Source organism: Peribacillus sp. SRI_006, from assembly GCF_057586375.1.
Map to the genome: position 1 here is coordinate 23,777 of NZ_JBYCZT010000009.1, position 24,582 is coordinate 48,358.

General features: G+C 39.7%; 27 protein-coding genes, 1 pseudogene and 1 riboswitch. Of the genes and pseudogenes, 7 read left to right on the forward strand and 21 right to left on the reverse strand.

Annotation, left to right across the window (positions count from 1 at the left end):
• The first annotated feature begins 209 nt into the window (after positions 1 to 209).
• Positions 210 to 1,451: an MFS transporter gene (locus tag AC2YHV_RS14150; protein WP_487373455.1), complete on the forward strand. Its 1,242-nt coding sequence runs from the start codon at positions 210 to 212 to the stop codon at positions 1,449 to 1,451.
• A 180-nt stretch (positions 1,452 to 1,631) separates the two neighbouring features.
• Here the strand turns inward: AC2YHV_RS14150 and AC2YHV_RS14155 are convergent, their stop codons facing one another.
• From AC2YHV_RS14155 to AC2YHV_RS14175, 5 genes are all read right to left on the reverse strand, one after another.
• Positions 1,632 to 2,894, reverse strand: a complete 1,263-nt coding sequence (locus AC2YHV_RS14155) for a LysM peptidoglycan-binding domain-containing protein (protein ID WP_487373456.1) — start codon at positions 2,892 to 2,894, stop codon at positions 1,632 to 1,634.
• A gap of 185 nt (positions 2,895 to 3,079) precedes the next feature.
• The gene (locus tag AC2YHV_RS14160) at positions 3,080 to 3,829 is read right to left on the reverse strand and encodes a (S)-benzoin forming benzil reductase (RefSeq protein ID WP_487373457.1); all 750 of its coding nucleotides are present in this window, start codon (positions 3,827 to 3,829) and stop codon (positions 3,080 to 3,082) included.
• A 437-nt stretch (positions 3,830 to 4,266) separates the two neighbouring features.
• Positions 4,267 to 5,724 (reverse strand): cardiolipin synthase, encoded by a 1,458-nt coding sequence (cls, locus tag AC2YHV_RS14165; protein ID WP_264638696.1) that lies wholly within the window; start codon positions 5,722 to 5,724, stop codon positions 4,267 to 4,269.
• A 219-nt stretch (positions 5,725 to 5,943) separates the two neighbouring features.
• Positions 5,944 to 6,207: a metal-sensitive transcriptional regulator gene (locus tag AC2YHV_RS14170; RefSeq protein ID WP_063576040.1), complete on the reverse strand. Its 264-nt coding sequence runs from the start codon at positions 6,205 to 6,207 to the stop codon at positions 5,944 to 5,946.
• Positions 6,208 to 6,374: 167 nt separating this feature from the next.
• The gene (locus AC2YHV_RS14175) at positions 6,375 to 6,818 is read right to left on the reverse strand and encodes an SRPBCC family protein (protein ID WP_063576039.1); all 444 of its coding nucleotides are present in this window, start codon (positions 6,816 to 6,818) and stop codon (positions 6,375 to 6,377) included.
• A 206-nt stretch (positions 6,819 to 7,024) separates the two neighbouring features.
• Between AC2YHV_RS14175 and AC2YHV_RS14180 the strand changes: the two are divergent.
• Positions 7,025 to 7,372 (forward strand): annotated as a pseudogene (locus AC2YHV_RS14180) (hypothetical protein); the annotation flags it as partial.
• Between the two features lie 226 nt (positions 7,373 to 7,598).
• Here AC2YHV_RS14180 and aspA read toward each other — a convergent pair.
• Complete coding sequence (gene aspA, locus AC2YHV_RS14185) at positions 7,599 to 9,029, reverse strand: aspartate ammonia-lyase (RefSeq protein WP_034307227.1); 1,431 nt, start codon at positions 9,027 to 9,029, stop codon at positions 7,599 to 7,601.
• Between the two features lie 23 nt (positions 9,030 to 9,052).
• Entirely contained in the window at positions 9,053 to 10,042 is a 990-nt protein-coding gene (locus tag AC2YHV_RS14190) for an asparaginase (protein WP_063577719.1), read from the reverse strand.
• Between the two features lie 229 nt (positions 10,043 to 10,271).
• Here AC2YHV_RS14190 and AC2YHV_RS14195 point away from each other — a divergent pair, with 229 nt between their 5' ends.
• The gene (locus tag AC2YHV_RS14195; protein WP_106027413.1) at positions 10,272 to 10,646 is read left to right on the forward strand and encodes a helix-turn-helix domain-containing protein; all 375 of its coding nucleotides are present in this window, start codon (positions 10,272 to 10,274) and stop codon (positions 10,644 to 10,646) included.
• A 450-nt stretch (positions 10,647 to 11,096) separates the two neighbouring features.
• On the opposite strand, the gene AC2YHV_RS14200 is transcribed toward AC2YHV_RS14195, so the two are convergent.
• The 7 genes from AC2YHV_RS14200 to AC2YHV_RS14230 all read right to left on the reverse strand — a co-directional run bounded on the left by AC2YHV_RS14200 (position 11,097) and on the right by AC2YHV_RS14230 (position 17,515).
• Positions 11,097 to 11,264: a hypothetical protein gene (locus tag AC2YHV_RS14200; protein WP_162878727.1), complete on the reverse strand. Its 168-nt coding sequence runs from the start codon at positions 11,262 to 11,264 to the stop codon at positions 11,097 to 11,099.
• A gap of 298 nt (positions 11,265 to 11,562) precedes the next feature.
• On the reverse strand, positions 11,563 to 12,525 hold the full coding sequence (gene mmuM, locus AC2YHV_RS14205) for a homocysteine S-methyltransferase (RefSeq protein WP_487373458.1): 963 nt from the start codon (positions 12,523 to 12,525) through the stop codon (positions 11,563 to 11,565).
• Entirely contained in the window at positions 12,515 to 13,909 is a 1,395-nt protein-coding gene (gene mmuP / locus AC2YHV_RS14210; RefSeq protein ID WP_063576036.1) for an S-methylmethionine permease, read from the reverse strand. Before mmuP ends, mmuM begins: the two co-directional genes overlap by 11 nt.
• An 83-nt stretch (positions 13,910 to 13,992) precedes the next feature.
• A riboswitch (SAM riboswitch) is annotated at positions 13,993 to 14,095 on the reverse strand.
• A 235-nt stretch (positions 14,096 to 14,330) separates the two neighbouring features.
• Positions 14,331 to 14,939: a flavin reductase family protein gene (locus tag AC2YHV_RS14215; protein WP_403191867.1), complete on the reverse strand. Its 609-nt coding sequence runs from the start codon at positions 14,937 to 14,939 to the stop codon at positions 14,331 to 14,333.
• 18 nt (positions 14,940 to 14,957) lie between these two features.
• Positions 14,958 to 15,566 carry an alpha/beta hydrolase gene (locus AC2YHV_RS14220; protein ID WP_098865280.1) on the reverse strand — a complete coding sequence of 203 codons (609 nt, stop codon included), beginning with the start codon at positions 15,564 to 15,566 and terminating at the stop codon, positions 14,958 to 14,960.
• A complete protein-coding gene (locus AC2YHV_RS14225) occupies positions 15,566 to 16,513 on the reverse strand; it encodes a ring-cleaving dioxygenase (RefSeq protein WP_487373459.1) in 948 nt (315 codons plus the stop codon). The genes AC2YHV_RS14220 and AC2YHV_RS14225 overlap by 1 nt, the downstream gene beginning before the upstream one ends.
• Positions 16,514 to 16,537: 24 nt before the next feature.
• Positions 16,538 to 17,515, reverse strand: a complete 978-nt coding sequence (locus tag AC2YHV_RS14230) for a ring-cleaving dioxygenase (protein ID WP_487373460.1) — start codon at positions 17,513 to 17,515, stop codon at positions 16,538 to 16,540.
• Between the two features lie 243 nt (positions 17,516 to 17,758).
• On the opposite strand from AC2YHV_RS14230, the gene AC2YHV_RS14235 reads away from it, so the two are divergent.
• Positions 17,759 to 18,358 carry a nitroreductase family protein gene (locus tag AC2YHV_RS14235; protein WP_063576031.1) on the forward strand — a complete coding sequence of 200 codons (600 nt, stop codon included), beginning with the start codon at positions 17,759 to 17,761 and terminating at the stop codon, positions 18,356 to 18,358.
• A 184-nt stretch (positions 18,359 to 18,542) separates the two neighbouring features.
• On the opposite strand, the gene AC2YHV_RS14240 is transcribed toward AC2YHV_RS14235, so the two are convergent.
• The 3 genes from AC2YHV_RS14240 to AC2YHV_RS14250 are packed head-to-tail and all read right to left on the reverse strand — an operon-like array spanning position 18,543 to position 20,880.
• A complete protein-coding gene (locus tag AC2YHV_RS14240) occupies positions 18,543 to 19,595 on the reverse strand; it encodes an alpha/beta fold hydrolase (protein WP_487373461.1) in 1,053 nt (350 codons plus the stop codon).
• Positions 19,588 to 20,091, reverse strand: a complete 504-nt coding sequence (locus tag AC2YHV_RS14245) for a hypothetical protein (protein WP_268565790.1) — start codon at positions 20,089 to 20,091, stop codon at positions 19,588 to 19,590. The genes AC2YHV_RS14240 and AC2YHV_RS14245 overlap by 8 nt, the downstream gene beginning before the upstream one ends.
• A gap of 27 nt (positions 20,092 to 20,118) precedes the next feature.
• Positions 20,119 to 20,880, reverse strand: coding sequence for an SDR family oxidoreductase (locus AC2YHV_RS14250; protein WP_098865274.1), 762 nt, complete (start codon positions 20,878 to 20,880; stop codon positions 20,119 to 20,121).
• A gap of 363 nt (positions 20,881 to 21,243) precedes the next feature.
• Between AC2YHV_RS14250 and AC2YHV_RS14255 the strand changes: the two genes are divergently transcribed.
• Positions 21,244 to 21,693: an OsmC family protein gene (locus AC2YHV_RS14255; RefSeq protein ID WP_063576028.1), complete on the forward strand. Its 450-nt coding sequence runs from the start codon at positions 21,244 to 21,246 to the stop codon at positions 21,691 to 21,693.
• A 55-nt stretch (positions 21,694 to 21,748) separates the two neighbouring features.
• Here AC2YHV_RS14255 and AC2YHV_RS14260 read toward each other — a convergent pair whose 3' ends face one another.
• Positions 21,749 to 22,000: a YkuS family protein gene (locus AC2YHV_RS14260; protein WP_034307261.1), complete on the reverse strand. Its 252-nt coding sequence runs from the start codon at positions 21,998 to 22,000 to the stop codon at positions 21,749 to 21,751.
• A gap of 98 nt (positions 22,001 to 22,098) precedes the next feature.
• Between AC2YHV_RS14260 and AC2YHV_RS14265 the strand changes: the two genes are divergently transcribed.
• The gene (locus tag AC2YHV_RS14265; RefSeq protein ID WP_095392115.1) at positions 22,099 to 22,233 is read left to right on the forward strand and encodes a YuzL family protein; all 135 of its coding nucleotides are present in this window, start codon (positions 22,099 to 22,101) and stop codon (positions 22,231 to 22,233) included.
• 125 nt (positions 22,234 to 22,358) lie between these two features.
• On the opposite strand, the gene AC2YHV_RS14270 is transcribed toward AC2YHV_RS14265, so the two are convergent.
• Entirely contained in the window at positions 22,359 to 22,520 is a 162-nt protein-coding gene (locus AC2YHV_RS14270) for a hypothetical protein (RefSeq protein WP_170946911.1), read from the reverse strand.
• Between the two features lie 98 nt (positions 22,521 to 22,618).
• Here AC2YHV_RS14270 and AC2YHV_RS14275 point away from each other — a divergent pair, with 98 nt between their 5' ends.
• Entirely contained in the window at positions 22,619 to 22,810 is a 192-nt protein-coding gene (locus AC2YHV_RS14275; protein ID WP_063576027.1) for a hypothetical protein, read from the forward strand.
• A gap of 227 nt (positions 22,811 to 23,037) precedes the next feature.
• On the opposite strand, the gene AC2YHV_RS14280 is transcribed toward AC2YHV_RS14275, so the two are convergent.
• Together AC2YHV_RS14280 and AC2YHV_RS14285 are read right to left on the reverse strand one after the other, a co-directional pair.
• Complete coding sequence (locus AC2YHV_RS14280) at positions 23,038 to 23,976, reverse strand: magnesium transporter CorA family protein (RefSeq protein WP_034307265.1); 939 nt, start codon at positions 23,974 to 23,976, stop codon at positions 23,038 to 23,040.
• A gap of 319 nt (positions 23,977 to 24,295) precedes the next feature.
• Positions 24,296 to 24,568, reverse strand: coding sequence for a hypothetical protein (locus AC2YHV_RS14285; protein ID WP_098185239.1), 273 nt, complete (start codon positions 24,566 to 24,568; stop codon positions 24,296 to 24,298).
• Between the last annotated feature and the right edge of the window lie 14 nt (positions 24,569 to 24,582).

Genomic DNA, 24,582 nt, shown 5'->3' on the forward strand with positions numbered 1-24,582 from the left:
TCTCCTTTTTTACATATATTAAGGAGTATAATTCCATATTCCATATTGAGCAAGCATTTCAGAACGCCCACATTCATATTATGGTAAAATCATTTATAAAAAAAGCCAACCCGGCTCATGCAATCTATTGAATCTAAGGAGTGAATCCAGTGTAAAAAAATAACCATTCTAAATATCCATGAACTTCATTTTCGTAAAGGATGGTATTCATGAAAAACACATCGTTTCGTTGCCTTTGGATTGGTCAGGCATTTGCAAATCTAGGGGATATTTTTTATGTAGTCGGGTTGATTTCACTATTATATAATTTGACGGGGTCTGCCTTCTATTTAAGTTTGCTCCCGTTCATTACAACGATTTTTCGGTTCATCAGCAGTTTACTTGCCCCCCTTGTCATCGACAGGTTTCCTTTAAAAAGAATCATCGTTCAATCTCAATGGTGGAAAACGATCTTACTCGTTTGCCTAGGAATCTTTATAATAAGTTTCGATCATGGTTTTTCCGTTGCCGTCATTTTCTTCATTGCTTTGATTTCATTATTGGACGGAGTCGCTGCCCCGGTTAGCGCAGCTTTGGTTCCTCAATTAGTTCCAAAAGTAGAGCGGATGAAAGTGAATGGTTTCTTGAATGTGATCACCCAGACCATCTTTGTAGCAGGATGGCCACTAGGTTCCGTCTTATTGATAAGTACCAACAGCAGTTTCATCATTTGGCTTACGGTCATGCTTTATGCCGTTTCAACGATCTATACAGGGAGAATCAAAGTCCCTGAACAAGCGACGGACCCTGTTGCTCCGTCAAACTGGGATTCGATTAAATCCGGATGGGTTGCGATTCGTCAAATCCCAACTATCCGTACCCTCATTTCCATTGATTTCATAACCACTTTAGCTTCAAGCGTGTGGGTGGCTGCCGTTATCTATATATATGTAGAACAGAACCTGCAACTGGGTGAGGAATGGTGGGGGTACATTAACACAAGCTACTTTGTCGGCATGATTTTCAGTGGATTGATCGTCATCCGTTTTGCCAAGTTACTAGAAAAATATATTGGATTCTTCATCACTTTCGGGCTATTTCTCAGTTCACTGCTGATCCTGCTTTTTGGAACTACCAGTATTCCTGCATTAGCTTTGCTGCTGGCATGCCTGTACGGGCTCCCAGAACAAATCCGGGAAGTGATCTATACCAAGCTATTCCAAGACCATGCTACGGAAAAGACTCTTGCAATAATTCATGCCGTTTGGGGAGCAGTCATCAATCTTACATTTGCCGGCTCTGTCTTACTATTAGGCTTTATAACGGAAACATACAGTGTCAAAACAACCTTCCAATTTTCCTCCACGCTGATATTCCTTGCCTTTCTTTATGCAACTTTTAAAAGGAACGATTTAATAGGGAAGCAATGTGATCAATCGCTGTCAAGTAAGTCATCTAATCTTCCTAGATGATTTCGTTTCACGAAAAAAAGGAGCCTTGGTTTTCCATGGCACCTTTTTTATCGTTTCAAGACCCGTCTAACAATATTGCCTCTCTTTAAAATCTTGCTCGGTATGATTGGCTTGCCTCTGTTAAAAGCCGTACAATCAAAAAAGGGAAGTAAATATATAAACCGCCTGCACCCATTCATTCTATTTGATAATCCAGATATTATTATTTATAAACTCCCAATTCTGCGGGAATTCCAAACCAATCTGCCAATAAGTTGCTCCTATCAGTTCATATGCATCAATCAGTTCATATTTTGCACTTATCGATCGTATATCTTCAAACCACACGACATGATTCGAATTCTCTCTTCGGTAGGAATAGGAGGGTGAAGCCGCTGAGGTGTCAAAAGTTATTTCAGCACCCGTTGCAATGGCAAGGTTTTGGGCATTTTGAGCTGATAAAGCTTTCGTCTCGTGGCTCGGTACTATCCAGTCGTATCCATACATAGGAAATGCCGACTGCAGTTTATATTCAGGAATATTCAACAAAGCATAACGAAGAACTTCTCCCATCCACCAAAGTGGGGAAATGGGTTCAGGCGGTCCAGTCGGATACCCATAGTCAATGGTCATCACGGCAACAAGGTCAGCTGCCTCTCCGATCCCCCGATAATCATGCCCGCCTACAATTCGATTATCAGGATTATCCGCTGTTTTTGCATGTACGTTCACATGCAGGATCAGTTCGTTCAACCCCTCCTTTAATTCTTTTAAAAAAAGCACATAATCGGAACGCCTGGCAGGTGGGATGAATTCGATGTCCATGCTGACACCTCCATAGCCTTTCTCCCTAACGAAAGTCAGCATACTATTGATTAAATTCGCTCTGTATACTGAACTGGCAAGGACATCACCAGCCAAATCAGCATCGAAATCACCATCTTGAAAGTTTCGGATCATCAGTAGCGGCTTCACCCCTGTCTGTTCGCATTTCGCGATAAGCGGGAGATCATCTCCATCAACGTACGCATTTCCTTCCCTTGTAAACGAATAAGCGACAATGGCTAAATAGGATAATTTATCACCATTCTGCTCAAGTGTTTCAAATACGACTCCACCTGAAGTCGGGAAGGCAAACCCCAGCGTAATCAATTGATTTTTGTAAGGAGACGGTATCAAAATTTCCGTACCGACTTTTAGCGAGTTTTCAGAGATTCCTGGGTTTGCCTCCTTGATTGCCGCTGCACTCGTACCAAAACGACTGCCGATTTTAGTAAGAGTATCCTGACTTTTAATTAGATACCTTCGATTCACCGGTTTTTCATTAGGTATATACAATGCCAGACCAGGAACCAAAGTTGTTGATTCCAATCCGTTGACTTCAATTATCCTCGATGGGGCAACTTTATTTTTCGAGGCAATTTCCCAAAGGCTGTCACCTTTTTTTACAATAATGATCGTCATTCAAAACCCTCCAAACTCCCTCCAAAAAAGTTTATGTTATTCAGGTAATTGGTTAGAACGAATTATCACATTTCCTAGCGATGATATTCTGGTTTTTTAGTCTTTTTTTAATGGAATAAAGGATCACAAAAAAAGAGGCTGTCCAAAGGGACACCCCCAAGCTATAAGCCATATTCTCCTATACATCAAAGTAAATTCTTAATGTCGTAGAACTTCCCATTCTCCAAATCTTCTGCTTCAAGCAGCTGCAAAAGTTTATCTGCTACAAATTCGGGGCTTCTTAATATGCCCTTCTCTTTATATTCATGAAATTTGTCTCGATCGGCAAAGTCCCGTTCGTCTGCTGATCGGATTGTCCCTTGCATCTCCGTATCCATTACCCCTGGTGAAAAAGAAATGAGAGACGTAGGAAAAGACATTTTATCCTGTTCCAGCCCTGCAACCCGTGTAAACATTTCCAGCCCCGCCTTAGTACTGCAATAGGCTGCCCAGCCATGATAAGGATTTTTTGCCGCTCCTGAAGATATGTTGACCAATACCTTCTTTCTGTTCCAGTCCTTTGTCTGTTTAACGAATTCATCAGCCAATACGATGGGTGCCATGAAATTCACCCGCATGCTCGTTTCCAAATTTACTATACCAAGGTTTCCTACCGGCTTAATAGGTTCAATGACACCTGCATTATTAATGAAATAAATGTCACTTGTATCATCGACTTCAGTAAGAATCTCATTGACTAAGGAAGGCAACTTTTCAGTTTCATTCAAGTCCTGAGAAATAAATGTAAGTTTCGTCCCGGAACCGTCAGCAATCCGCTGCATTTCAGGATGGGCCGTACGGGAAACTAAAATGCAATGATCACTTGTCTGCAAACACCCTTCTGCGATTGCAGCACCTAAACCTTTTGAAGCTCCTGTGATTATAAACGTTTTCACAGCTTTTCCCCCTTTTCTGGATATAAACTATGGTACCAAAACGAGTTCGGAATGGTCTCACCACATATCGTGATTTTAGGATAAGACTATTGTTTTATGAAATCAAGCTCCGTACTTGGTTTAAAAATGCAGGAAGCCTCAATCATTGACTTTGAGACAATAGAAGTTCCATCTAAAATAAAGCAAAGTTGATTGGAGTGGTGTGCAAGACTCCTGCGGGAAGGGCGCGTCCAAGGGAGACCCCGCAGCGGAAAGCGAGTACCTGAAGAGGAAGTCAACGATTTTGCAAACTCAATGAATAACAATGGTCTAAAACTGAAATGGAATGGATTTCTGAAATCAAGCTCCGTACTATAAAAACTGCAGGCAAACTCGATTTTTCGAATTTGTCTACAGTCTGAACAGACCATGTAGTAATGGTTCGTTTATTTAAAATATTATAATATCGGTGATACCAGCCTTGCAATGGACTCTTTAAAACGAATCCACTTTGATCGCTTTTCAAACTCTTCAATTGTAAGCTGCCTGCATACTTCGACATCCTTATAAAAAATCCTGGTCAGTGTTTCGGCCATGCCTTCATCATAAATGAAGGCATTGACTTCAAAGTTCAATTTAAAACTACGGACATCAATGTTTGCTGTCCCCACCGAGGAGACCTCTTCGTCCACCACGATCATCTTCGCATGAATAAAGCCGTTATCATAGATGTATACCTTAGCACCCGCTCTTAATAACTGCCCTGCATTGAAAGTCGTTGCCCAATAAACAAAAAGATGATCAGGTTTATTCGGAATCATGATTTTCACATCTACCCCTGATAAGCTGGCAATCCTGAGTGCATCCAATAAACTGGCATCCGGTATGAAGTAAGGTGTTTGAATGAGAATCGATTTCTTTGCTGATGAAATTAATTTAATATAGCCATTTTTAATTTGTTCCCATTCCGAATCCGGCCCACTTGTCACTATTTGCAAATCTATATTCCCTTGAGTCTCTACAATAGGGAAATAATGAGGCTGATAAGTTATATCATGATGCTTTGATGCCTGATTCCAATCCAGGATAAACCGAGTTTGAATGGCCTTGACAGCCGAACCCTCTATACGAAGGTGTGTATCACGCCAATAACCGAATTTTGGATTAAGCCCTAAATATTCATCACCAACATTAAAGCCTCCAACATACCCTACTTTTCCATCTATGATGACGAGCTTTCGATGGTTACGGAAATTCAGTCGTAAATTAATAAATTTTAATTTGGATGGAAAGAATGCCTCCACTCGTCCTCCAGCCTGCCTAAATTCCCTGAAGAAACGTTTAGTCATCCCTCTAGATCCCAATTCGTCATAAAGCAGCCGAACTTTGACGCCTTCATTCGCTTTTTTAGTCAAAGCTTCAATGAATCGTTTACCCAGGCCGTCCCTTTGAATGATGTAATATTGTATATGTATATGGTTTTCGGCCGCTTCGATATCTTTAAAAAGCTGGTCAAACTTATTTTTCCCTTCCGTAAAAATATCGACTTTATTATCTTCAGTAAGTACGGCATCATTTTTTCGGAGATGCATATAAATCAAATCACGATAATTACTCGAAGAAGCATTTCGAAAAGGAAAATGATTCGTTGAAAGCTCTTCCATCTGTTTATCAATGATTTCTTCGATCCCGATCTTCTTCTTATCCTCCCATTGGAATAAGTGGGCGTGCCTTAAACTTGTTCCAAAAAGCAGGTATAAAATAAAACCGACTACAGGCAAAAAATATAATACCAATAACCAAGCCCAGGTCGTGCTCGCTTCCCTTCTTTCAAAAAATATAACAATCGTTGCAAATAAAATATTTAGAATGATGACGAGGCCGAGCAAAACCGATGTAACATGCGTAAATTCCATAGCATACCCTCACTAAATTTTTATCCCTTTAAGGATACCATGCAAATTCTTTATATCAAAGGATTTGCTTATCAGAAATGAAAACAGAGAATTCACAAAAATGGACCTCTTCTTGTAGAGGTCCATTTTAAAAAATCCATCCACCCCGGACACTCAGATAGGCCAGGCAGTCTAATAATATTTGTCTTAAAAATTCCTATTTAATAAAAAAATAATTGCTTACCGGCTTTTCACTAATAAATTCACAGCTTCTTTCACTAGCTCTTCGGGATTCTTTTCCCCGGATTCATTAGCCTCCCGGACGCATTCAACAAGATTGGAACTTACTATTACCCCAATTGTCCGGTCGATTGCAGATCTGGTTGCAGTTAACTGAGTTACTACATCCCTGCAATCTTTATTATCCTCCATCATTTTCAAAATCCCGCGAAGCTGTCCTTCAATTCGCTTCACTCTATTTTTAACCTGCTTATCGTACTCCATGTGAGGCCTCCTACCCTGCCTATTACTTATGAATCCTATCCAGACATCCATCATAAAACCCTTTCAGACGAAATGAAGGTTTGATAAAAATCTTACAATTTATAATACATACCACCTAGGTATAATTGTCAAGTGCCAATATCCAATAAAACTCCAATATGTAATTCCTATTTTTGTACAAGGAGACTTTGAGCAACTGCCTCAGAAAACTCGATCGTCATTTGGGGAACGTAGGTTTTTAACAGAGCATTGACGATAGGGGCTTTAGCGCCTTTTGCCGTAATCGCCAGGCAGCCTGTCATTTTAGTCTGTCCAATTCCGCAATCTTCTGCTAAAAAATAGCCATGCCCATCAAATTTTTCATTTAATCCCTTAAGCTTAAATGTTACCTTATCTGGTTCAATCCATTCCAATATATTCACTTCCAGTTTAATTTTCTTCTTCATTAATCCCAAATCGCTTTTAAACTCCCAAATAAGTGTCCGCTCATTTAACATCTCATGATTGATATATCCTGGGACTAGAGGTGCCCAACGATCTATGCTACTTACAAAACCCCATACCGTTTTTTTGGAAACAGGTAATATGATACTATGCACACCTTCTGACAAAGCAGTTCCCCCTTAATCATTCTATTTACATCTTTGTAATGTATGGCTGAACCATACTGAATAGAACGGTACGATTAGAATTTTGAACAAAATTCTCCCGGTGTAAGATATCATTTAAAGATAATAACAGCAAAGAATCGCCCTGTAAAAAAGGGACGATCGTTTTTTATTGCTGGGCCTCAGACTTTAGACAAACTCGAACAATAATGATTGATATTATATCCCTAATTGCGATTGGATTCTTAATTTATGGACCAGTAATGTTAATAGGTCTGCAAGCACTTGATTTAGTTCCTAAAAAAGCTGCAGGCACTGCAGCAGGACTGACTGGCTTATTTGGATATCTAGGTGGATCTGTGGCGGCTAATGTCATTATGGGATACGTAGTTGACTTTTCAGGCTGGAATGCAGGTTTTACATTAATTACGATTTCTTGTGTACTGGCAGTAGTGGTCTTTGCATGTACTTGGAATGTTCGAGGACAGGAAGTGGTAAGGGCTAATACAGGCATATTATTGAGCTCAAGTTTCCCCATCCCCCTGGATATATTCTAAGGAGGATGGGTTTTCTACTGTCAGTTAAACCGATCCATGATTAGATTGATGCTCGCAATAACTGAATATTAAGTTATCTATGACAAAAAGAAGTTGACGGACGTTTGTTTGACATACCTTATTGAAATGCATATAAAAAATGACCATGCCTTTATACCAACGGTCCTAAAGGCATAGTCATTATATCAAAAATCATATAGATTCACGTTTTCTACCAAAATACTGGTTATTGCCGATCAAAAAGAGAAGCCCCCGCTATTCCGGGTTTTGTCATCTCATAAGGATTTAGAATCAGATCCAATTCTTCTTCTGTCAACACATCATATTGTAAACAAAGTTCGCGAACTGATTTCCCTTTCAATATCGCTTCACGGGCAATACGTGAAACCACTTCGTACCCAAGGTGCGGATTGACTGCTGTAATCACTCCGACGCTTTGTTCGACATAATCTTTTAAATGCTGCTCATTAGCCTCAATGCCTTCCAAGCAATAATCTGTAAAGACATTGAAAGCATTGTTCATAATGCTGATTGATTGCAACAAATTGAATACAAGCACTGGCTCCATTACGTTCAACTCTAGTTGTCCCGCTTCTGATGCTAAGCAAATCGTATTATCGTTCCCGATTACTTGGAAAGCGACTTGATTAATTAATTCTGGCATGACTGGATTTACTTTACCTGGCATGATGGATGAACCTGGTTGACGGGCTGGAAGTGTGATTTCTCCTAATCCCGCTCTCGGTCCTGAAGCCATCAAACGTAAATCATTTGCAATTTTAGACATATTCATCATACATACTTTCAATGAAGCTGATACCTCAGTGTATGCATCCGTATTTTGGGTTGCATCTACTAAATGTTCTGCTCCTACAAGCGGCAAGTTACTGATTTCAGCTAAATATGTAACAACGTTTTCAATGTAACGCGGATCTGCGTTCAATCCCGTTCCCACTGCTGTTGCTCCCATATTCACTTCATATAAATGTTGACGTGATTGACTTATTCTTTTTATATCCCGATCCAAAACGCGACTGTAAGCCTCGAATTCTTGACCAAGGCGAATAGGCACTGCGTCCTGAAGATGTGTGCGTCCCATTTTGATAACATGATCAAATTGTTTTGCTTTTTTCTTTAAAACCGTACTCATCTTGGTCATTGTTTGTAACAATTGCTCCAAAAGACGCAATGTTGATAAATGAATGGCAGTTGGGAATACGTCATTGGTTGATTGAGACATGTTAACATGGCTATTTGGGCTAACATGTACATAATCACCTTTATTGTGTCCCATAAGTTCTAACGCACGGTTGGCAACGATTTCATTAATATTCATATTCATCGATGTCCCCGCACCGCCTTGAATTGGGTCAACGATGAAATATTCATGCCACTTTCCATCGATCACTTCTTCAGAAGCTTTGACGATAGCGCTTCCAATACCATCATATAACCGTTTGGTATCCATATTCGCTAGAGCGGCCGCTTTTTTAATCATGGCCAGTGCACGAATCATTTCTTCATTGACTTTGTAACCGGTAATCGGAAAATTTTCCACTGCGCGTAAAGTTTGTATACCATAATAAACATCTGCTGGAATTTCCTTTTCCCCAAGAAAGTCTTTCTCGATTCGGTATGTTTTCTCTTCTATCAACATTTCCTCTTGCCCCTTTGTTTGTTCTAGAATGTAATGTCCTCTGCAATCGGTGTTTCCATCATTTCCTTCACTTTTTTAGGATCCTGCGTCTTCGCTAATATCCACATCAACTTAGGAACGATGGCTTCTGTATTCATATTCCTGGAACGAATGATGACATTCTTGTTCACTTTTCGTCCCACTTCGTAAATATCCATATCTTCCCCTTCTTCTAAGCATTGGGTAGTAATGACAACGGATATTCCACATTGTACTAACTCATTCAATTTCTCTAAAATGTTTCTTCCTTGAAATGGAATACCACCGCTTCCATAACTTTCAATTACGATTCCCCGACATTGATTTTTCAGGAAATCAAAGAATTCAGGCTTAATACCGGGATGCAGCTTGACTAAAGCAACATCAGTACATAGGGAAGCATCCAACTTAGCTTCCTTATTCTTTCGTGAATGAACTGGCTTTAGATACTCAATTTTATCTTTGAATATGGTCGCAATATAAGGATAGTTAATACTTTCAAACGAATCATAGCTTTTCGTTCTCAATTTAATGGCCCTCGTACCCTGAATGACTCTGCCATCAAAAACAACATATACTCCTCCAATATCTTCACACGCAAACCGGATCGCATCAGAGATATTCCTTTTGGCATCTGTCTTTTTAAAGGCAATCGGGACCTGAGAACCAGTAATGACGATTGGTTTCCCTAAATCTTGTAACATATATGAGAGCGCAGCAGAAGTGTAAGCCATTGTATCTGTTCCATGGGTAATCACAAAGCCATCGTAATCATGGTAGTGCTTATGGATGGATTGTGCCATTTCTGTCCAATCTTCCGGCTGCATATTTGTACTATCAATATTCATCAAAGGCTTACTATCAATCTGACATAGTAAATCCAATCCCGGTAGGTGGCCTAAAATTTCGTCAGCTTTCATTTCTGGAACAAGTCCATTTTTTCCTTCTAACGATGCAATTGTACCACCTGTAGTAAGCAACATCAACTTCTTCATTTTTGATTTTAACTTTTCCAATATACTACCCCCTAATAAGCCTCCCTGTTTCACTATCATTCTAATATCTCAGAAAAGGATGTTTCCGCTGTAAATGTTCATGTAACGCGTACAACACATGTAATTATAGTCATGTTTCATAGTGAAATCAAGCGAAAGTTATTCATTACGCGTACACTTTTTTCAATATGATGTTATAATGGATTTATATAAAAGGAGAGTAATAATAATGATTTTAAATAGATTGACTACATTAAGGAAGTCCAAAAGATGGTCTTTGCAATATACCGCTGACAGGCTCGGAATCGCCAAAAGTACCTATGCCGGTTACGAATCGGGCCACCGCCGCCCTTCATTAGAAACGATTAATTTATTGGCAGGCTTATATGATACCTCAACTGATTACATTCTGGGTCGAGTAGATTATCAATCTAAGGATATGGATAATGAGTCGCCTCAAGTCATGGAATTAACGGATTTACCAGATATGAAGCTAGCTGTAGATGGAATTTCCCTTTCTGAAGAGGAAACGATTCAATTTATCGCTTTTATTAGAGCTAAACGGGAAGTGGAAATAAATCGCGATAAACAAAATGAAACATAGGCAGACATTGAGTTTAAACTGGTTTGGTAAAAGAACCGTACTTCTTCAGCAGGTTCTTATACTGCCTGACATGTTCATTATAACTGTAATATACCGCGGCTTTCATCAATTAGGATAGTCGGTTCGCCCATTTTGACGGTTGCACGTAATTATTTCCTTGTTTAGAAATTTAAATTTCATTAACTAATATATAGAAGATAGTCGGTTTTTTTTAAAAATCATTCATTTTCTGTTGTCCTCTTTAGACTTATTCATTTTCCCTCTTTATCTATTTGCAAGGAAAGAAAAAACATGGCAAAGATCATGGTTTCCCCCGGTGAATTAATCAAAAAAGAAGCAACATGAAGTGAGCGTTATGTCTTAATTCATGTGCTTCTATTATTGGAATCCTTAAAGAAATGGAAAATTCCTCAATATAATGTTTCAACAGATATGCTGCATTTCCATATTTTAAGGCATTTCATCTTCTTTTTCCCTATTCTTGAAAGCTTCATGAGTGACAATATCCTCAATCTGTTCATACTGGCGGCTGTGTTCCTTCTCTTCGCTAATTCTATTATTGGGTAAATTTCCTGGATGTCCTTTTTCTTTATGATTAAAATTTTTACCACGACTCATAACTCATTCTCTCCTTTCCATTCATTGTTTGTCTAGTTTTCCCAAGCACGAAAAAAATATGATTTAATTTCTCTTTTTACAGTTTTTGCAAAAGGGTTGGTTTACCTGTAATTTCCAGCTGATCTTGCGCGACTTATTTCTGAAGTGTCAAGAAATTAATAATTCAATCCTTTCAAATTACTCGAATCTGAATAAAGAGCTCAAAAAAAACAGGAACCGCCAAATTCCTGTTCTTTTTGTTTATAGGTTTCCCGACTACTTACATATTTAATAACAATATTTTTGATAACAAAAAAGGCTAGGAGAACGTTACCACGGAAGGTCGCCACTTTCTTGAAATGCCCGCAATATGATGAGGAGCGGTTCTGCAACATCCTCCAATTATATTTGCCCCCGCATGGTGCCAATCTTCAGATTTCACATCGAGCCTATTACATGATTCTGGACCATGCCATGTTTTAGTTTCTGGATTATATGATTCACCGGAATTCGGATAAACGATAATTGGTTTATTCGTGTTTGCACGCAACACCTGTATGGCTTCCGTGATAACTGATACAGGCGCACAGTTGATGCCAATTGCGGCAATTTGCTCACTGTCCCCAAACAATCTGGCACACTCCTCCAGCAATGTGCCGTCACTTATCGCTTTTTCATTTTTCAAAGAAAAGGACAGCCAAGCATAAACTTCTGGATAATCTTTCAATAATGAATGTAATACTTTTGCTTCTTGCAGGGAAGGAATCGTTTCAAATGCTAAAATGTCAGCTCCTGCTTCAATCAAAGCTGATATTCGTGAGCGATGAAATGCCGCCAAAGTTTCATCTGAAACACCATAATTCCCAACATACTCTGAACCATCTGCAAGATAAGCCCCATAAGGTCCAACTGATGCAGCAACCAATGGCTTAGGTCTAATCGTTTGATATTCTTCCTTCCAAAAGTCATCTCTTGCTTTTCTTGCTAGTAAAACCGTTTTCCTGATTAGATCTAATGCCTCTTTTTCTTGTATTCCGCGGAGGGCGAAACCTTCAACCGTTGCTTGATAGCTTGCCGTTATCGCACAGTCAGCACCAGCTCGAAAGTAGTCAGAGTGCACCTGGTAAATCACTTCTGGATCTTCAAGTAATACACGTGCAGACCACAGGGGATCGTCCAAATCACACCCATGACTTTCAAGCTCTGTAGCTAAAGCTCCGTCCAAAATCATAACTGAATGACCTTGTAAAATTGCTTCAATTGGGTTAATTTTATTTTTCATGGTCTACTCCTCTTTTCTTTATGGTTTGTGTCAGATAATAACTTCCATAGCAAAACAAAATAAACGGAATGCCACAATATAGTGCTATTCTTTGTGTAGGATCAAATGCAATTCCTATGCAAGAAGCAAGACATAGCATAAATGAAACGATTGGTACGAATGGATATAATGGTGTATGATAAGCCAAATCATTAACTGAGTTTCCTTCGTTTATATATCGTCTGCGAAATAGAAACTGTGACGCGCTAATACTCATCCAAACTATAACCACGGCTAGTCCAGAAATGGATACAAGCACTATATATACAGTATCCGGCGCAATAATACTCGAGAAAAGTGCTAAAACACCGCCCAGCATACTGAAAAGGACTGCATTCAAGGGAACACCCCGTTTTGTCAATTTTGCAAATATTGGTGAAATAGTTTTCTTATCTGCAAGTGACCAAAGCATCCTGGATGAGGCATATAGTCCTGAGTTCGCAGCGGACAAAATGGCAGTTAATATAACAAAGTTCATAATATCCGCTGCATATGGCACTCCAATTCGTTCTAGAACGGCAACAAAGGGGCTCTCTAATACGCTTGCATCCGAAACAGGCAATAATGCGGATAAAACAACGATGGTACCTACAAAAAAGATAATCAATCTCCATAATGTCATACGGATTGCCTTTGGAATCGTTTTTTCCGGATTCACAGTTTCTCCAGCTGCAACTCCGATCAATTCAGTTCCAGAAAATGCAAAATTCACCGCGAGCATCGTCATTAGAATGGCAAAAGCACCATTTGGAAATAAACCTGCACTTGTAACATTGGAAAATAACGGAGCTGATTGTGCGTTAATCATTGGAATGAAACCTATCATTGCCGCAGCTCCCAGAATAATGAATATTACAATAGCAAATACCTTTATAGACGCAAACCAGAATTCGGATTCAGCAAAAAACTTAACGGTCCACGCATTTAATGCCAAAACCAAAATGGCAAATAGAGCACTCCATATCCAGACACTGATCGATGGAAACCATCGCTGCATCAACAATCCTGCAGCCGTGAATTCCGAACCTAGTGCAACAGTCCAGGTTAGCCAATACAACCAGGCTACTGTATACCCTGTCCCTGGTCCGATGTATTTGGCTGCGTAACTATGAAACGCACCTGTCTCGGGCATATGCACTGATAGTTCACCTAGACATAGCATGACTAGATAAACCACCAATGCACCAATCAGATACGAAAGGATGGTTCCGAACGGACCAGCCTGTTGAATCGTATAACCCGAACTTAAGAATAAACCAGTTCCAATCACCCCGCCAAGCGATAGCATTATTATATGCCGTGCTTGCATTTGCCTTTGAAAATCATGCTTCCTTTTGTTATCCATTCTTACTCTCCTTAATCTTGCATCCAGAAAAAACGAAAACGCACTCTAAAAAAGAGTGCGTTACTGACAAATAAACACGTACGGTCTTATCTATCAAGGTTTCACCCCCTGGAATTAGCACAGTGTCTTTGTAGACCTGTTGCTGAGGTTTCATAGGGCCAGTCCCTCCACCTCTCTGGATAAGAAATTATTTTTTTATAACTGTATCAATCTATGAAAAATTTGTCAAGTTTTGTTTCGGAATGTAAAGACTTCCTTTTAAATGCTAACGATCATGGCGTCTGCGGCATTAATATTAAAAGGTTGCTTATTTTTGGAACAGGCGCTAAGCGTATTATAATGGCAAATAAAACTAACCGGGGTCATTTTGGTCTTAAAAATGGCAACATCTTAAAAGATGTCGCCATTTTTTTCTTTTTCCTTAAGGACGTTCTATTTCAAATAATTCCCCTAGTTTTGTATAAGTATGACCTGCTAATCTTGCTACAGGTTTTAGCCCATTCGGGTCAATACGGCCATTATGGTAAATATCTTGCTCTATATGATAGCAGACTATTTTCCCTATCAGTAAATCACAACCAGGTTCATTCTTGGAACCTGCCAATGGAATCGATTGCTCTAATGTACATTCAAAACGCACCTTCGCTTCTTCCAATCCTGGTACGGATACCCTATCACTAACAGCCAGCCTGAAATTAGTAAGACCCAATTCACTTTCTTCAGATGGGAGTTCCTTGGCCGTTCGATTTGCATCAGCAACATTATTTTCGTCAGTGATATGAACAACGAACTCACCTGTTTGAATTGCATTTCGGGCTGTATCCTTTGAAACTCCTTCTTTCCGTTGAACAGAAATGGAAATCATCGGAGGATTTGAACTGACTATGTTAAAAAAGCTGAACGGCGCTATATTGATTGTACCGGTTTCGGATTGTGTCGTAACCAGCGCTATAGGTCTCGGTATAATGCTTCCAGTCAAAAACTTATAATTATCCCGTTCAGTCAGACTTTCAGGGTTAACAGAAATCATCTTCATTCCCCCTCATTCTTATAAAAAGTTCTTTTGAAACCATGAACCTGCTGCATCAACCTCTGAACGTGTCAACTGATGACCGTAATTTTCCCACTGAACTTCAACTGTAGCGCCAGCTTGCTGTAAAAGTTGATTAAGTTCATCAGTTTCTTCTGCCGGGCAAATCGGATCGTTTTTACCTGCAGCTATAAATACAGGTATATCTGAAAGGGACGGCAAAGCAATCCCTCGTCTTGGAACCATTGGATGATGAAGAATCGCTCCTTGTAAGGCCCCCTCGTAATGGAACAGCAAACTTGCCGCTATATTTGCACCATTGGAATAACCTAATGCCACCACTCTGTCACGGTCGAAGTCATATTTTCCGGACGCTGATTCCAAGAAGTCATAAAGCTCCTTCGTTCGGAAAATCAAATCCTCTTCATCAAAAACCCCTTCAGCTAACCGTCGGAAAAAACGGGGCATTCCATTTTCAAGTACATTTCCCCGTACGCTCAGTACGGACGAACCCGGTGAAACCATTTCGGATAATGGCAAGAGATCTGTTTCCGTTCCTCCAGTGCCATGTAACAGCAGTAGTAACGGAGCTTCTGGATTACTTCCTTTTTGAAAAATATGTTTCATCATTTATCCTCCTCTAGTAGTCTCGGCACTGCCGGCAGTAACGTTTTTTCCATAACTTCCCGCTTTTCTTCCAACCATGGCGGCAGCATTAATTTACTGCCCATCGTTTCCTTCGTTTCATCATGAGCAAAGCCAGGTGGATCTGTGGCAACTTCAAAGAGTATGCCTCCATCTTCCCTGAAATAAATCGCATCGAAGTATTGTCGGTCTGTAAAGGGTGTCACACCATAGCCATGGTTACCGATATGCTCCCTCCATTCTTTATGATCTTCATTATCGCTCGCACGCCATGCAATGTGATGGACAGTTCCCACTCCGATTTTACCGTTTGGTAAAACCGTTTTTTTAACATCGATCAAATTGCCGATATCCGATGTGGATTTGAAGCGGATGAAATCGCCCTCTTCCCCAACCTTTTGAAGGCCCATCACTTCCTCTAATAGTTCCATCGTTTTGATCGGTTTTGACGTCAATAATACAGCTCCGCCGAAACCCTTGACCGCCTTATCAGCTGGTACACCGCCGAATGACCACTCGCTATTTTTACCTTCTTTACGCTCAACCAGTTCAAGTTGCAAACCATGTGGGTCTTGGAACTCAAGATATTCCTCACCGAAACGTGAAACCTTTTCAAAGTCTATATTAAATTTACCCAAACGATTTTCCCAGAAGCCCATTGAACCCTCCGGAACGGCATATGTTGTAATCCCCACTTGTCCGGAGCCAATTGTCCCTCGGTATGCCTCAGGCCAAGGAAAGAAAGTGATGATTGTGCCCGGTGAACCGGATTCATCTCCGAAATATAAATGATAGGTGCCTGGATCATCAAAATTAACGGTTTTCTTCACCATACGCATTCCCAATACTCCAGCATAAAAATCCACATTCTCTTGAGGATTGCCTACAATTGCGGTTATATGATGTATCCCTGCATTTTGCTTTTGCATGCCGATTACTTCCTTTCCCGTTGATTAATTAGTTGATTTTGTATTAAGTGGTTTTAAATTCGATTCAATATCCTTTCTTTTCGATTCCAAAAAAGGTGGCAGGGCAAGGTTCTCACCTAGATGCTGCTCAGCTTCATCCACTTCAAAACCAGGTCCATCAGTAGCTAGTTCAAATAATATGCCATTCGGCTCCCTAAAATAGAGTGAACGGAAATAAAAGCGGTCCACATATCCCGAGTTCACGAATTTCGATTCACTAATCTTTTCTACCCATTTTCTCAATTCTTCTTCATCATCCACCCGAAAGGCAACATGGTGTACTCCCCCCCTCCCCAGCCTTTCCCGAGGTATGTCATTCCTTTCTTCAATATGGAGTTCTGCTCCAGTTCCTCCTTCACCTGTCTCGTAAACGACTATCGGATTTTGCCGCCTGATTGCGGATGGGTATGTGCCTGATTTCCTGAACCCCAATACCTCGATAAGAACACTTTCTGTTTGTTCAATATTGGGTACTGTGAGTTTTACTGGTCCTAATCCAAGTATGGAAAACTCTTGCGGGACTGGGCTTCCATCCCACGGAACTCCTCCATCAACGCCGTTATTATCCTGATCGGAAACCAGAAGAAGCCTCTGCCCTTCAGGATCTTTAAAAGAAAGCACCTTTCTTTCAAAACGGCTCGATATTTCATCGTGCTCAACATTGAATTCCACAAACCGTTTTTTCCAATATCCTAGCGCTTCATCATCCCTCACCCTTAAAGAAATTTCTGAAATGCTATTGTTTCCCTCATGAGTGCGGGCAGCATTCGGAATTTCAAAAAACGTCAATTCCGTACCCGGTGAACCAATTTGATCTCCATAAAATAAGTGATACACACGAACATCATCTTGATTCACCGTTTTTTTGATTAATCGCATCCCTAAGACTTTTGTGTAGAATTCAAAGTTATTTCCCGCTTTTGCTGTAATCGCCGAAACATGATGTAATCCTTTTAATTCCATCCGTACCACTCCTATCTTTATAAATCTCCCCTTACGGAGATGAATTAATCCGCTAATAATATCTCGAATTAAAGGTATTTAACCTAACATAATACTTTTAATGCAAATATCTTGATTTAAAGATAAACGACAGTGATAAAATTGTCAACCATTTTCATTCAAATAATTTCAACCGGATTCACTTATCATAAAATAAAAAATACAGGCCAAAATAAATCGGTATAAGAATGGAGGTTGTGATATATGGTTAAAGATTTTTTTAGTGCAATTGAAGATAGACGCTCTTATTATTCCCTTAGCAAGGAACATGTTGTTCCTGATAAAAGGATTAAAGAAGTTATCGATCATGCCGTTCAATACTCCCCTTCCGCTTTCAACTCCCAAAGTGCCAGAGTGATTGTATTAACTGGTCAAAGCCACGACCAATTATGGGATATCACGAAAGAAACATTAAAAAAAGCAGCCGATGGCAAAGATTTTACAAAAACGGAAGAAAAAATGAGATCATTTATAAATGGTTATGGAACGGTTTTATTCTTTGAAGACCAGGCCAAAATAAATAGGCTACAAGAACAATACAAAACGTATGCCGAAAATTTTCCGATTTGGTCGAACCAATCTTCTGCCATTTTACAATTTGTCGTATGGACTTCCTTGGAAATTGAGGGGTTTGGTGCAAGCCTTCAGCATTATAATCCTTTAATCGATGACGAAGTGAGAAAGACATGGGATATATCACGAGATTGGAAACTCATCGCACAGTTGCCTTTTGGAAAACCCACTGCAGAACCTGGCGATAAAGACTTCTCACCACTTGAAGAACGTGTGAAATATTATCAATGATATAATAGAGACTGGCTCTACTTAACGAGCCAGCCCTTTTATTTTATTTCGCTTTAGTAATCCGGAAATGTTGCAAAAAATTTTGAAAATATCAATGACGCAAAGCCTATATACTCAACAACCGGCATGATTTTGATATCCTCACTGACGTTCAACACGTACATTTCACATCCCCCTATTAATCTTATTGAATTGGTGAAGAACGCCCTGGAAGCCATTCCTTCAAATAATATGGGAGTACACCGGAATATTGTCTAGCAGCATGTCCACTTTTCAGTAGGCTATATGTCTTATCCTTACATGTTAAATGCTCCATTACCGGATAAATCATTTCCTGTGGGACCAGTCGATCATACTTACTTGCTATGACCAAAACACTAGCATCAATTTTCGATAGCTTCGCTTTTTTTCCCCTTACCTTAAAACCACCATTAACCAAGCTATTTTTTATCAATAAATCCTTGGTTATTTGTTTTGCGGCTGCTCCGGATAACGGTACATGCCCATTAGCCCAAGCATTGAAGCGGCGCCAGTTTTGAACGTATTTTTCATCATCCGCTTGATTCAATAAAGATAAATAAGGTGATATATAGACGGGCGATGTTATTAACCTGATACCATATTTAACTGCACTGGCCGGTATCGTTTGATAAATATCTATTGTCTCGTCAAAATCCGATGTTCCTTCTTTTAACGCTTCCTGCCATTGATCAAAAAATTCCGAGGCACTGAAATCCACCGGGGTCACGGAAAGTATCAAATTCTTGATGGGCTCGTCTGCAATGGCAGCATATATTGCGGCTATTGTACCTCCGAGGCAAAACCCCATGACTGTAATTTCTGATGCTCCTGAGTGACGTATTGCACGCTGCACTCCTTTTTGAATATAATCGACGATATAATCTTCGATCGATATGTCACCATCTTCAAAGCCCGGGCTTCCAAAATCAAGCAAATACACATCAAAACCTTCATTTACAAAAGATTCTATTAAACTATTCCCCGGAGATAAATCAAGAATCAAAGGAGTATTGATTAGTGAATATATAAGAAAAACCGGTACATCATATTTTTTTTGTGCTGAGGGATAAAACCAAAGCGTTGACTTGTTTTTTTTCCACACCGCTATTTTCGGAGTCAGTCCCATTTCAGGCATTGGCTGATTGGGAATATCCAATAAATGTTGCCATTTAGTTTTGGATTCAGATTGATTTTTCGGCACTTTCCGCTTAGCCATTTGAATTCTCCTGACCAACTGAATTGAACTCAGGCAGCTGTGAGCTTAACAATAAGGAGTTATTTATAAAATCAGATAACCTTTTTTTACTCCCTTCCTTTTCATTGGATGCCAATCTTGATTTCTTTTTGATGCTGCGGGATGAATTGGCATTGCCTTTATTGCGAATTGAAGAATTACCCCCGACATTCCCGCCCCTATTCTCAACTAGTATAGAGACCAATTCTTCCAACCCATCAATTTTTTCTTCGAGTTGGATGACTAATTTCGCTAAACTCGCCACATCTTTTTTTGTTGGATAATTCATGATGATGGACATTCTTTCTGAGGTTTCCTGAAGACTATTTATTCTTGGTACCTGCATTTGCGCATTATTGCTCACTCTTTCGATTAATTCGCGATTATTCAGCAGATTTTGAATTTTACTATTCAGCTGTTGCTCTTTTTGTGTGCCCAGTAATTTAAGCCCTTTATAAAAATTGGATTTTTCCGCCATATATTTCTTCCTTCCTTTCTCCTCCGTTTATACTAATGCTGATATTCCACCGTCAATGATCAAAATATGACCCACCATATAGTCAGAAGCCTGTGAGGCTAAAAAAACGGCGGCACCCTTTAAATCATCTTCATCGCCAAACCTGCCAGCCGGAGTTTTACCTAATATGTCATAGTTAGACTTTTCAAGAATTTTCTTTGTGATTTTAGTCGGGAAAAATCCAGGTGCAATTGCATTGACTTGAATGCCGTATCTAGCAAGTTTAACTCCTAAATCCTTGGTCATTGTAATGATGGCACCCTTACTGGTGTTATAAGCTATCGTATCCAAAAGCTCAGGAAACGTCCCGCCAAGACCAGACACCGATGCAATATTTATGATTTTTCCGGAATTTTGCTGCTTCATGACCTTCGCTACAGCCTGTGAAAACAGGAATGTACCTGTAACGTTAACATTCATTACTTTTTCCCACTTGTCCTTGGGAAGATCCAAAAGCGGACCTGACCAAGACGTACCGCTATTATTGACAAGAATATCAATCGTGCCGAATTGAGCAACCGTTTCCTGAACGACATGGTCAATGGCGCTCACATCGGTGATATCACATTCAAAGGCAACGGCATTAACACCCATCGATTGCAAGTCTTTACATACCTCCTTACATACAGGCAGATTTCGTGAAGCAATGACTATGTTTGCGCCAGCCTCTCCCAACGCCATGGCGATCTGTTTGCCCAGTCCTCTGCCGCCGCCGGTAATGATAGCCGTTTTATTAGTCAAATCGAACATATTACTCAATGTAGTCAACTTTTCAGCCCTTCCTTAATGAAGTATTATTTATATAAAACCGTCTATATCATTATAGAAAAGCCTATCCAATATTGTGCTTAAAATAGCCTAATGCCTCTGCCTTTTGTTTCATCAACATGTATCTTATATTTAATAAGCATGCTTCTGTCAGCTAGCAGAAATTGAGCCTGCTGGAAACGTAATTCGGCAGGGAGGTAATTTATTTGATCAATTCATTTCTTAGATCCGCACAGCGGTAATTTAAAAACTCTGGAAATCGCTGGATTATTTGACTGATTGAGCAAAATCGGATACTTAACCTGTTTTGTCGTTTACACTATAGAATAGTAAGGAGGTTAAAAAATGACAATACATCACTTTCATTTAACTGCGGAGTGGCCTGGCGGCAGAAATGATAGCGGCACGATTCATTCAGGGAATCTTCAAACACAGATAAGCATTCCTACGGAAATGGAAGGACCAGGGATTGGAACTAATCCCGATGAAATGCTGCTTGGAGCGGCATCGACCTGCTATATCATTACCTATGCTGCCATGTTAGAGCGGTCCCATATAGAAAAGGTGAGCTTGACCATGCAATCGGAAGCGTTAGTGGATGTTACGAATGGTGTATTCACCTATAAGAAAATCATTCATCGCCCCGCACTTATATTGGTGCCGGGTACTTCTGAAAAAGTGGTTGAAAAAGCGGGGAGACTTGCTGAAAAAGCCGAGACTTCATGTATGATTTCCCGGGCGATCAAAGGGAATGTAGCAGTGGAGTTGATTGCGGAAATTTCCATAGCACAGTAACCTTGAATAAACGGAAAAAGTGCCTAACCCTATATTGGTTTAGGCACTTTTTGAACTATTGAATGGTATTCACTTTATTTTCAACCTCGCGGCACACTTCATCAGCCGTTAAACCATTTGCCTCAATGATAGACGCTTTTAATGAAGTATCGCTTATACCCATCACATTACTTTCCAAACCTGTTACCACACAACAATCCACGTTTTTTGCGTCAGCTTCTTGTTTAATTTCCACAACATCAAAACCTTTTTCACGAAGTGCTTCCTGAATATTCGTTAATGATTCTTCAACACCGATTCTTGACATCAACACACACCTCCTCTACCTTCTAACCTGTCCTTATCCCCCTCAATATATGTATAGAATGCAAAGGAAATAGGAAAAGTAATATCGAGGTGATAAACATGAATGGAAAAAACAAGAAAGATGCTTCACAAACTCGTTTAGGTTCTTCTCAGGTAGAGGGGCAAGGTACCACTACAAAAGAAACCGGGTCCTTCACTCAACCCTCTTCACTTAAAAAGCAAAAGCGTACCTGATAAAAGTGAATCCTAAATCAACCATGAAATTCAAACCATGATACGAAAAAAACGCTTGGTTTATCCGCCAAGCGTTTTCCGCTGCATGATTCTTTTTTGTTTTACATTAAAATCAGTGACTTCTCTTACATATTTTGCTTTCTGATTTCCTCTTGGATCTTTAGATCATTCAATTGATCTCCATCAATTGTTTTTGAATCCATTTTTCCTTTTCCGGCTCCATCTGGGTTTAAATCACTTGCCCTTAAATTATTATTGCGAGATGCTTGCTCGTTCCATTTGGTCATCTTGATCTCCTCCTCAGTCCTTTATCCTTCCCAAACCTAAGAATATTCATGAATACACCCCATCATTTATTGCAAAGATAAAAATGGAGGTGGTTTTATTGGAACCAAACAAACCCGGCAATAAGAATGTACCGGATTTTAAAGAGTTGAACGATCGTATCATAAGAGAAGCGTCACAGAGTCCCCGTTTAGTGATTAAAACCAATTTGGATGCAAAGAATGTAAATGATGAAAACCCTTATACAGATCGCATTAACAGTGAAGGTTTTTCTGATTTTTTTGAGGAATAAAACAAAAATATGCTTGGCAGCATCAACCTAATGGTTCTCGCACCAGTTGAACTATAATTGGAACGTAAGGTGCGAGACTCCTGCGGGAAAAGCGAGTCCATGAGAGACCCCACAAGCGCAAATGCGCCGAGGGCGGACAGCCCGCGGAAAGCGAGTGCCCTACGTTCCAATCAATGTTCAAATTGCACAAACCCATAATAAAAACCGGCTTAATTAGCCGGTTAATCTTAAAAATATTTTTTCTTCCAAAAAATGAATGCAGTCGTCCCCGCCAAAGTGATGGCAATTAATAATGTAAAAATGAAAGCAAACCGATTATGTTCAAATGGCAGTTCCACATTCATTCCGTAAAAACTTGCCACCATCGTCGGAAGCGTTAATATAATGGTCACTGATGTTAGAAACTTCATGGCATTATTGACATTATTGGAAATGATCGAAGCGAATGCATCCATCATACCGCTAAGAATGGATAGATACACTTCTGCCATTTCGATAGCCTGAGCATTTTCGATGATTACATCCTCAAGCAATTCTTTATCTTCTTCATACATTTTCAGATAATTAAATCGGAGGATCTTATCAAGGACTACACGATTGGATTTCAATGATGTCGTAAAATAAACCAGGCTTTTTTCCAAAGCAAGGAAAGTGTATAATTCTTTATTTTTCATCGACTGATGTAATTCACGTTCGGCTTCATTAGTCATCTTGTTAATCTGTTTCAGGTAACGTAAATAATAGGATGAAATCTCGAATAATATTTGTAAAGCAAATCTCGTCTTCTTATTGGTGAAGAATCCTTTGATCTTATTGTTTTTGAAATTCGCCAATATCGGAGTTTCTTTCAGAGATACCGTAATGAAACAGTCTTTGGTAAAGATCATGCCTATGGGAATCGTTTCAAAAATCGGTAAGTCGGCTTCATCCCTGGTCAAATATGGGAAGTCGACAATTATTAAAACATTATCATCCTCTTTTTCGATTCGCGGTCTTTCCTCATCATCGAGTGGATCTTTCATGAAATTGATCGGTAACTTCAAAGTCGAGCATATATAATCTATTTCAGCTTCTGTGGGCGCGACAATGTTCACCCAGGAACCTTTTGTCATTTCCTCGATATTGTTCAGGTGACGGTTATCATCCGTCTTGTAGATTTCAATCATTTTTTGACCTCCTCTTCTATAGAGAAAGCCTTATTTACCTTCTTCGAGCAGATACTCAGGGAGAATAACAGTCTCGACTTCTAGCATCATATTGGCTTCCTCTTGCTTTCTGGGTTCAGGATCATAAGAACTGCTGCTCACTCGTATCCACTTCCTTTCGATTCTTTTATCTTAATCCTTATTCATTTAAAGCACAATAAAGAATTTAATACCTTGAATCGTTGTTCAGAATTCGTAATCATCTGACTTTTATCAATTGATAAATAAAATGCCACTACAAAAAAAACGCCTGGGTAGCCCCAAGCGATTCTGATTAACTTTATCCATGCTTAGCATTATTATAATAGTGAACACCGTACATGGCGCCTTCGTCCACCATTTTATTGTCATCATGATCGTATGGATCAGGGTGACCCGCCTTTTCAATTACAGGATCCAGCTCTGAAGCCGTCCTATTCCATAAACCTACCGTTTTTGCTTTTGCATTGGACCACATGTCCTTCACTTTTCCTCTGTTCGTTTTATTCGATAAAAATGAGACTCCGGCAACTCCGACTCCTAGTAATACCGCGTTTCTTCCTAATGCCATCATTACCTTCCCCCTTA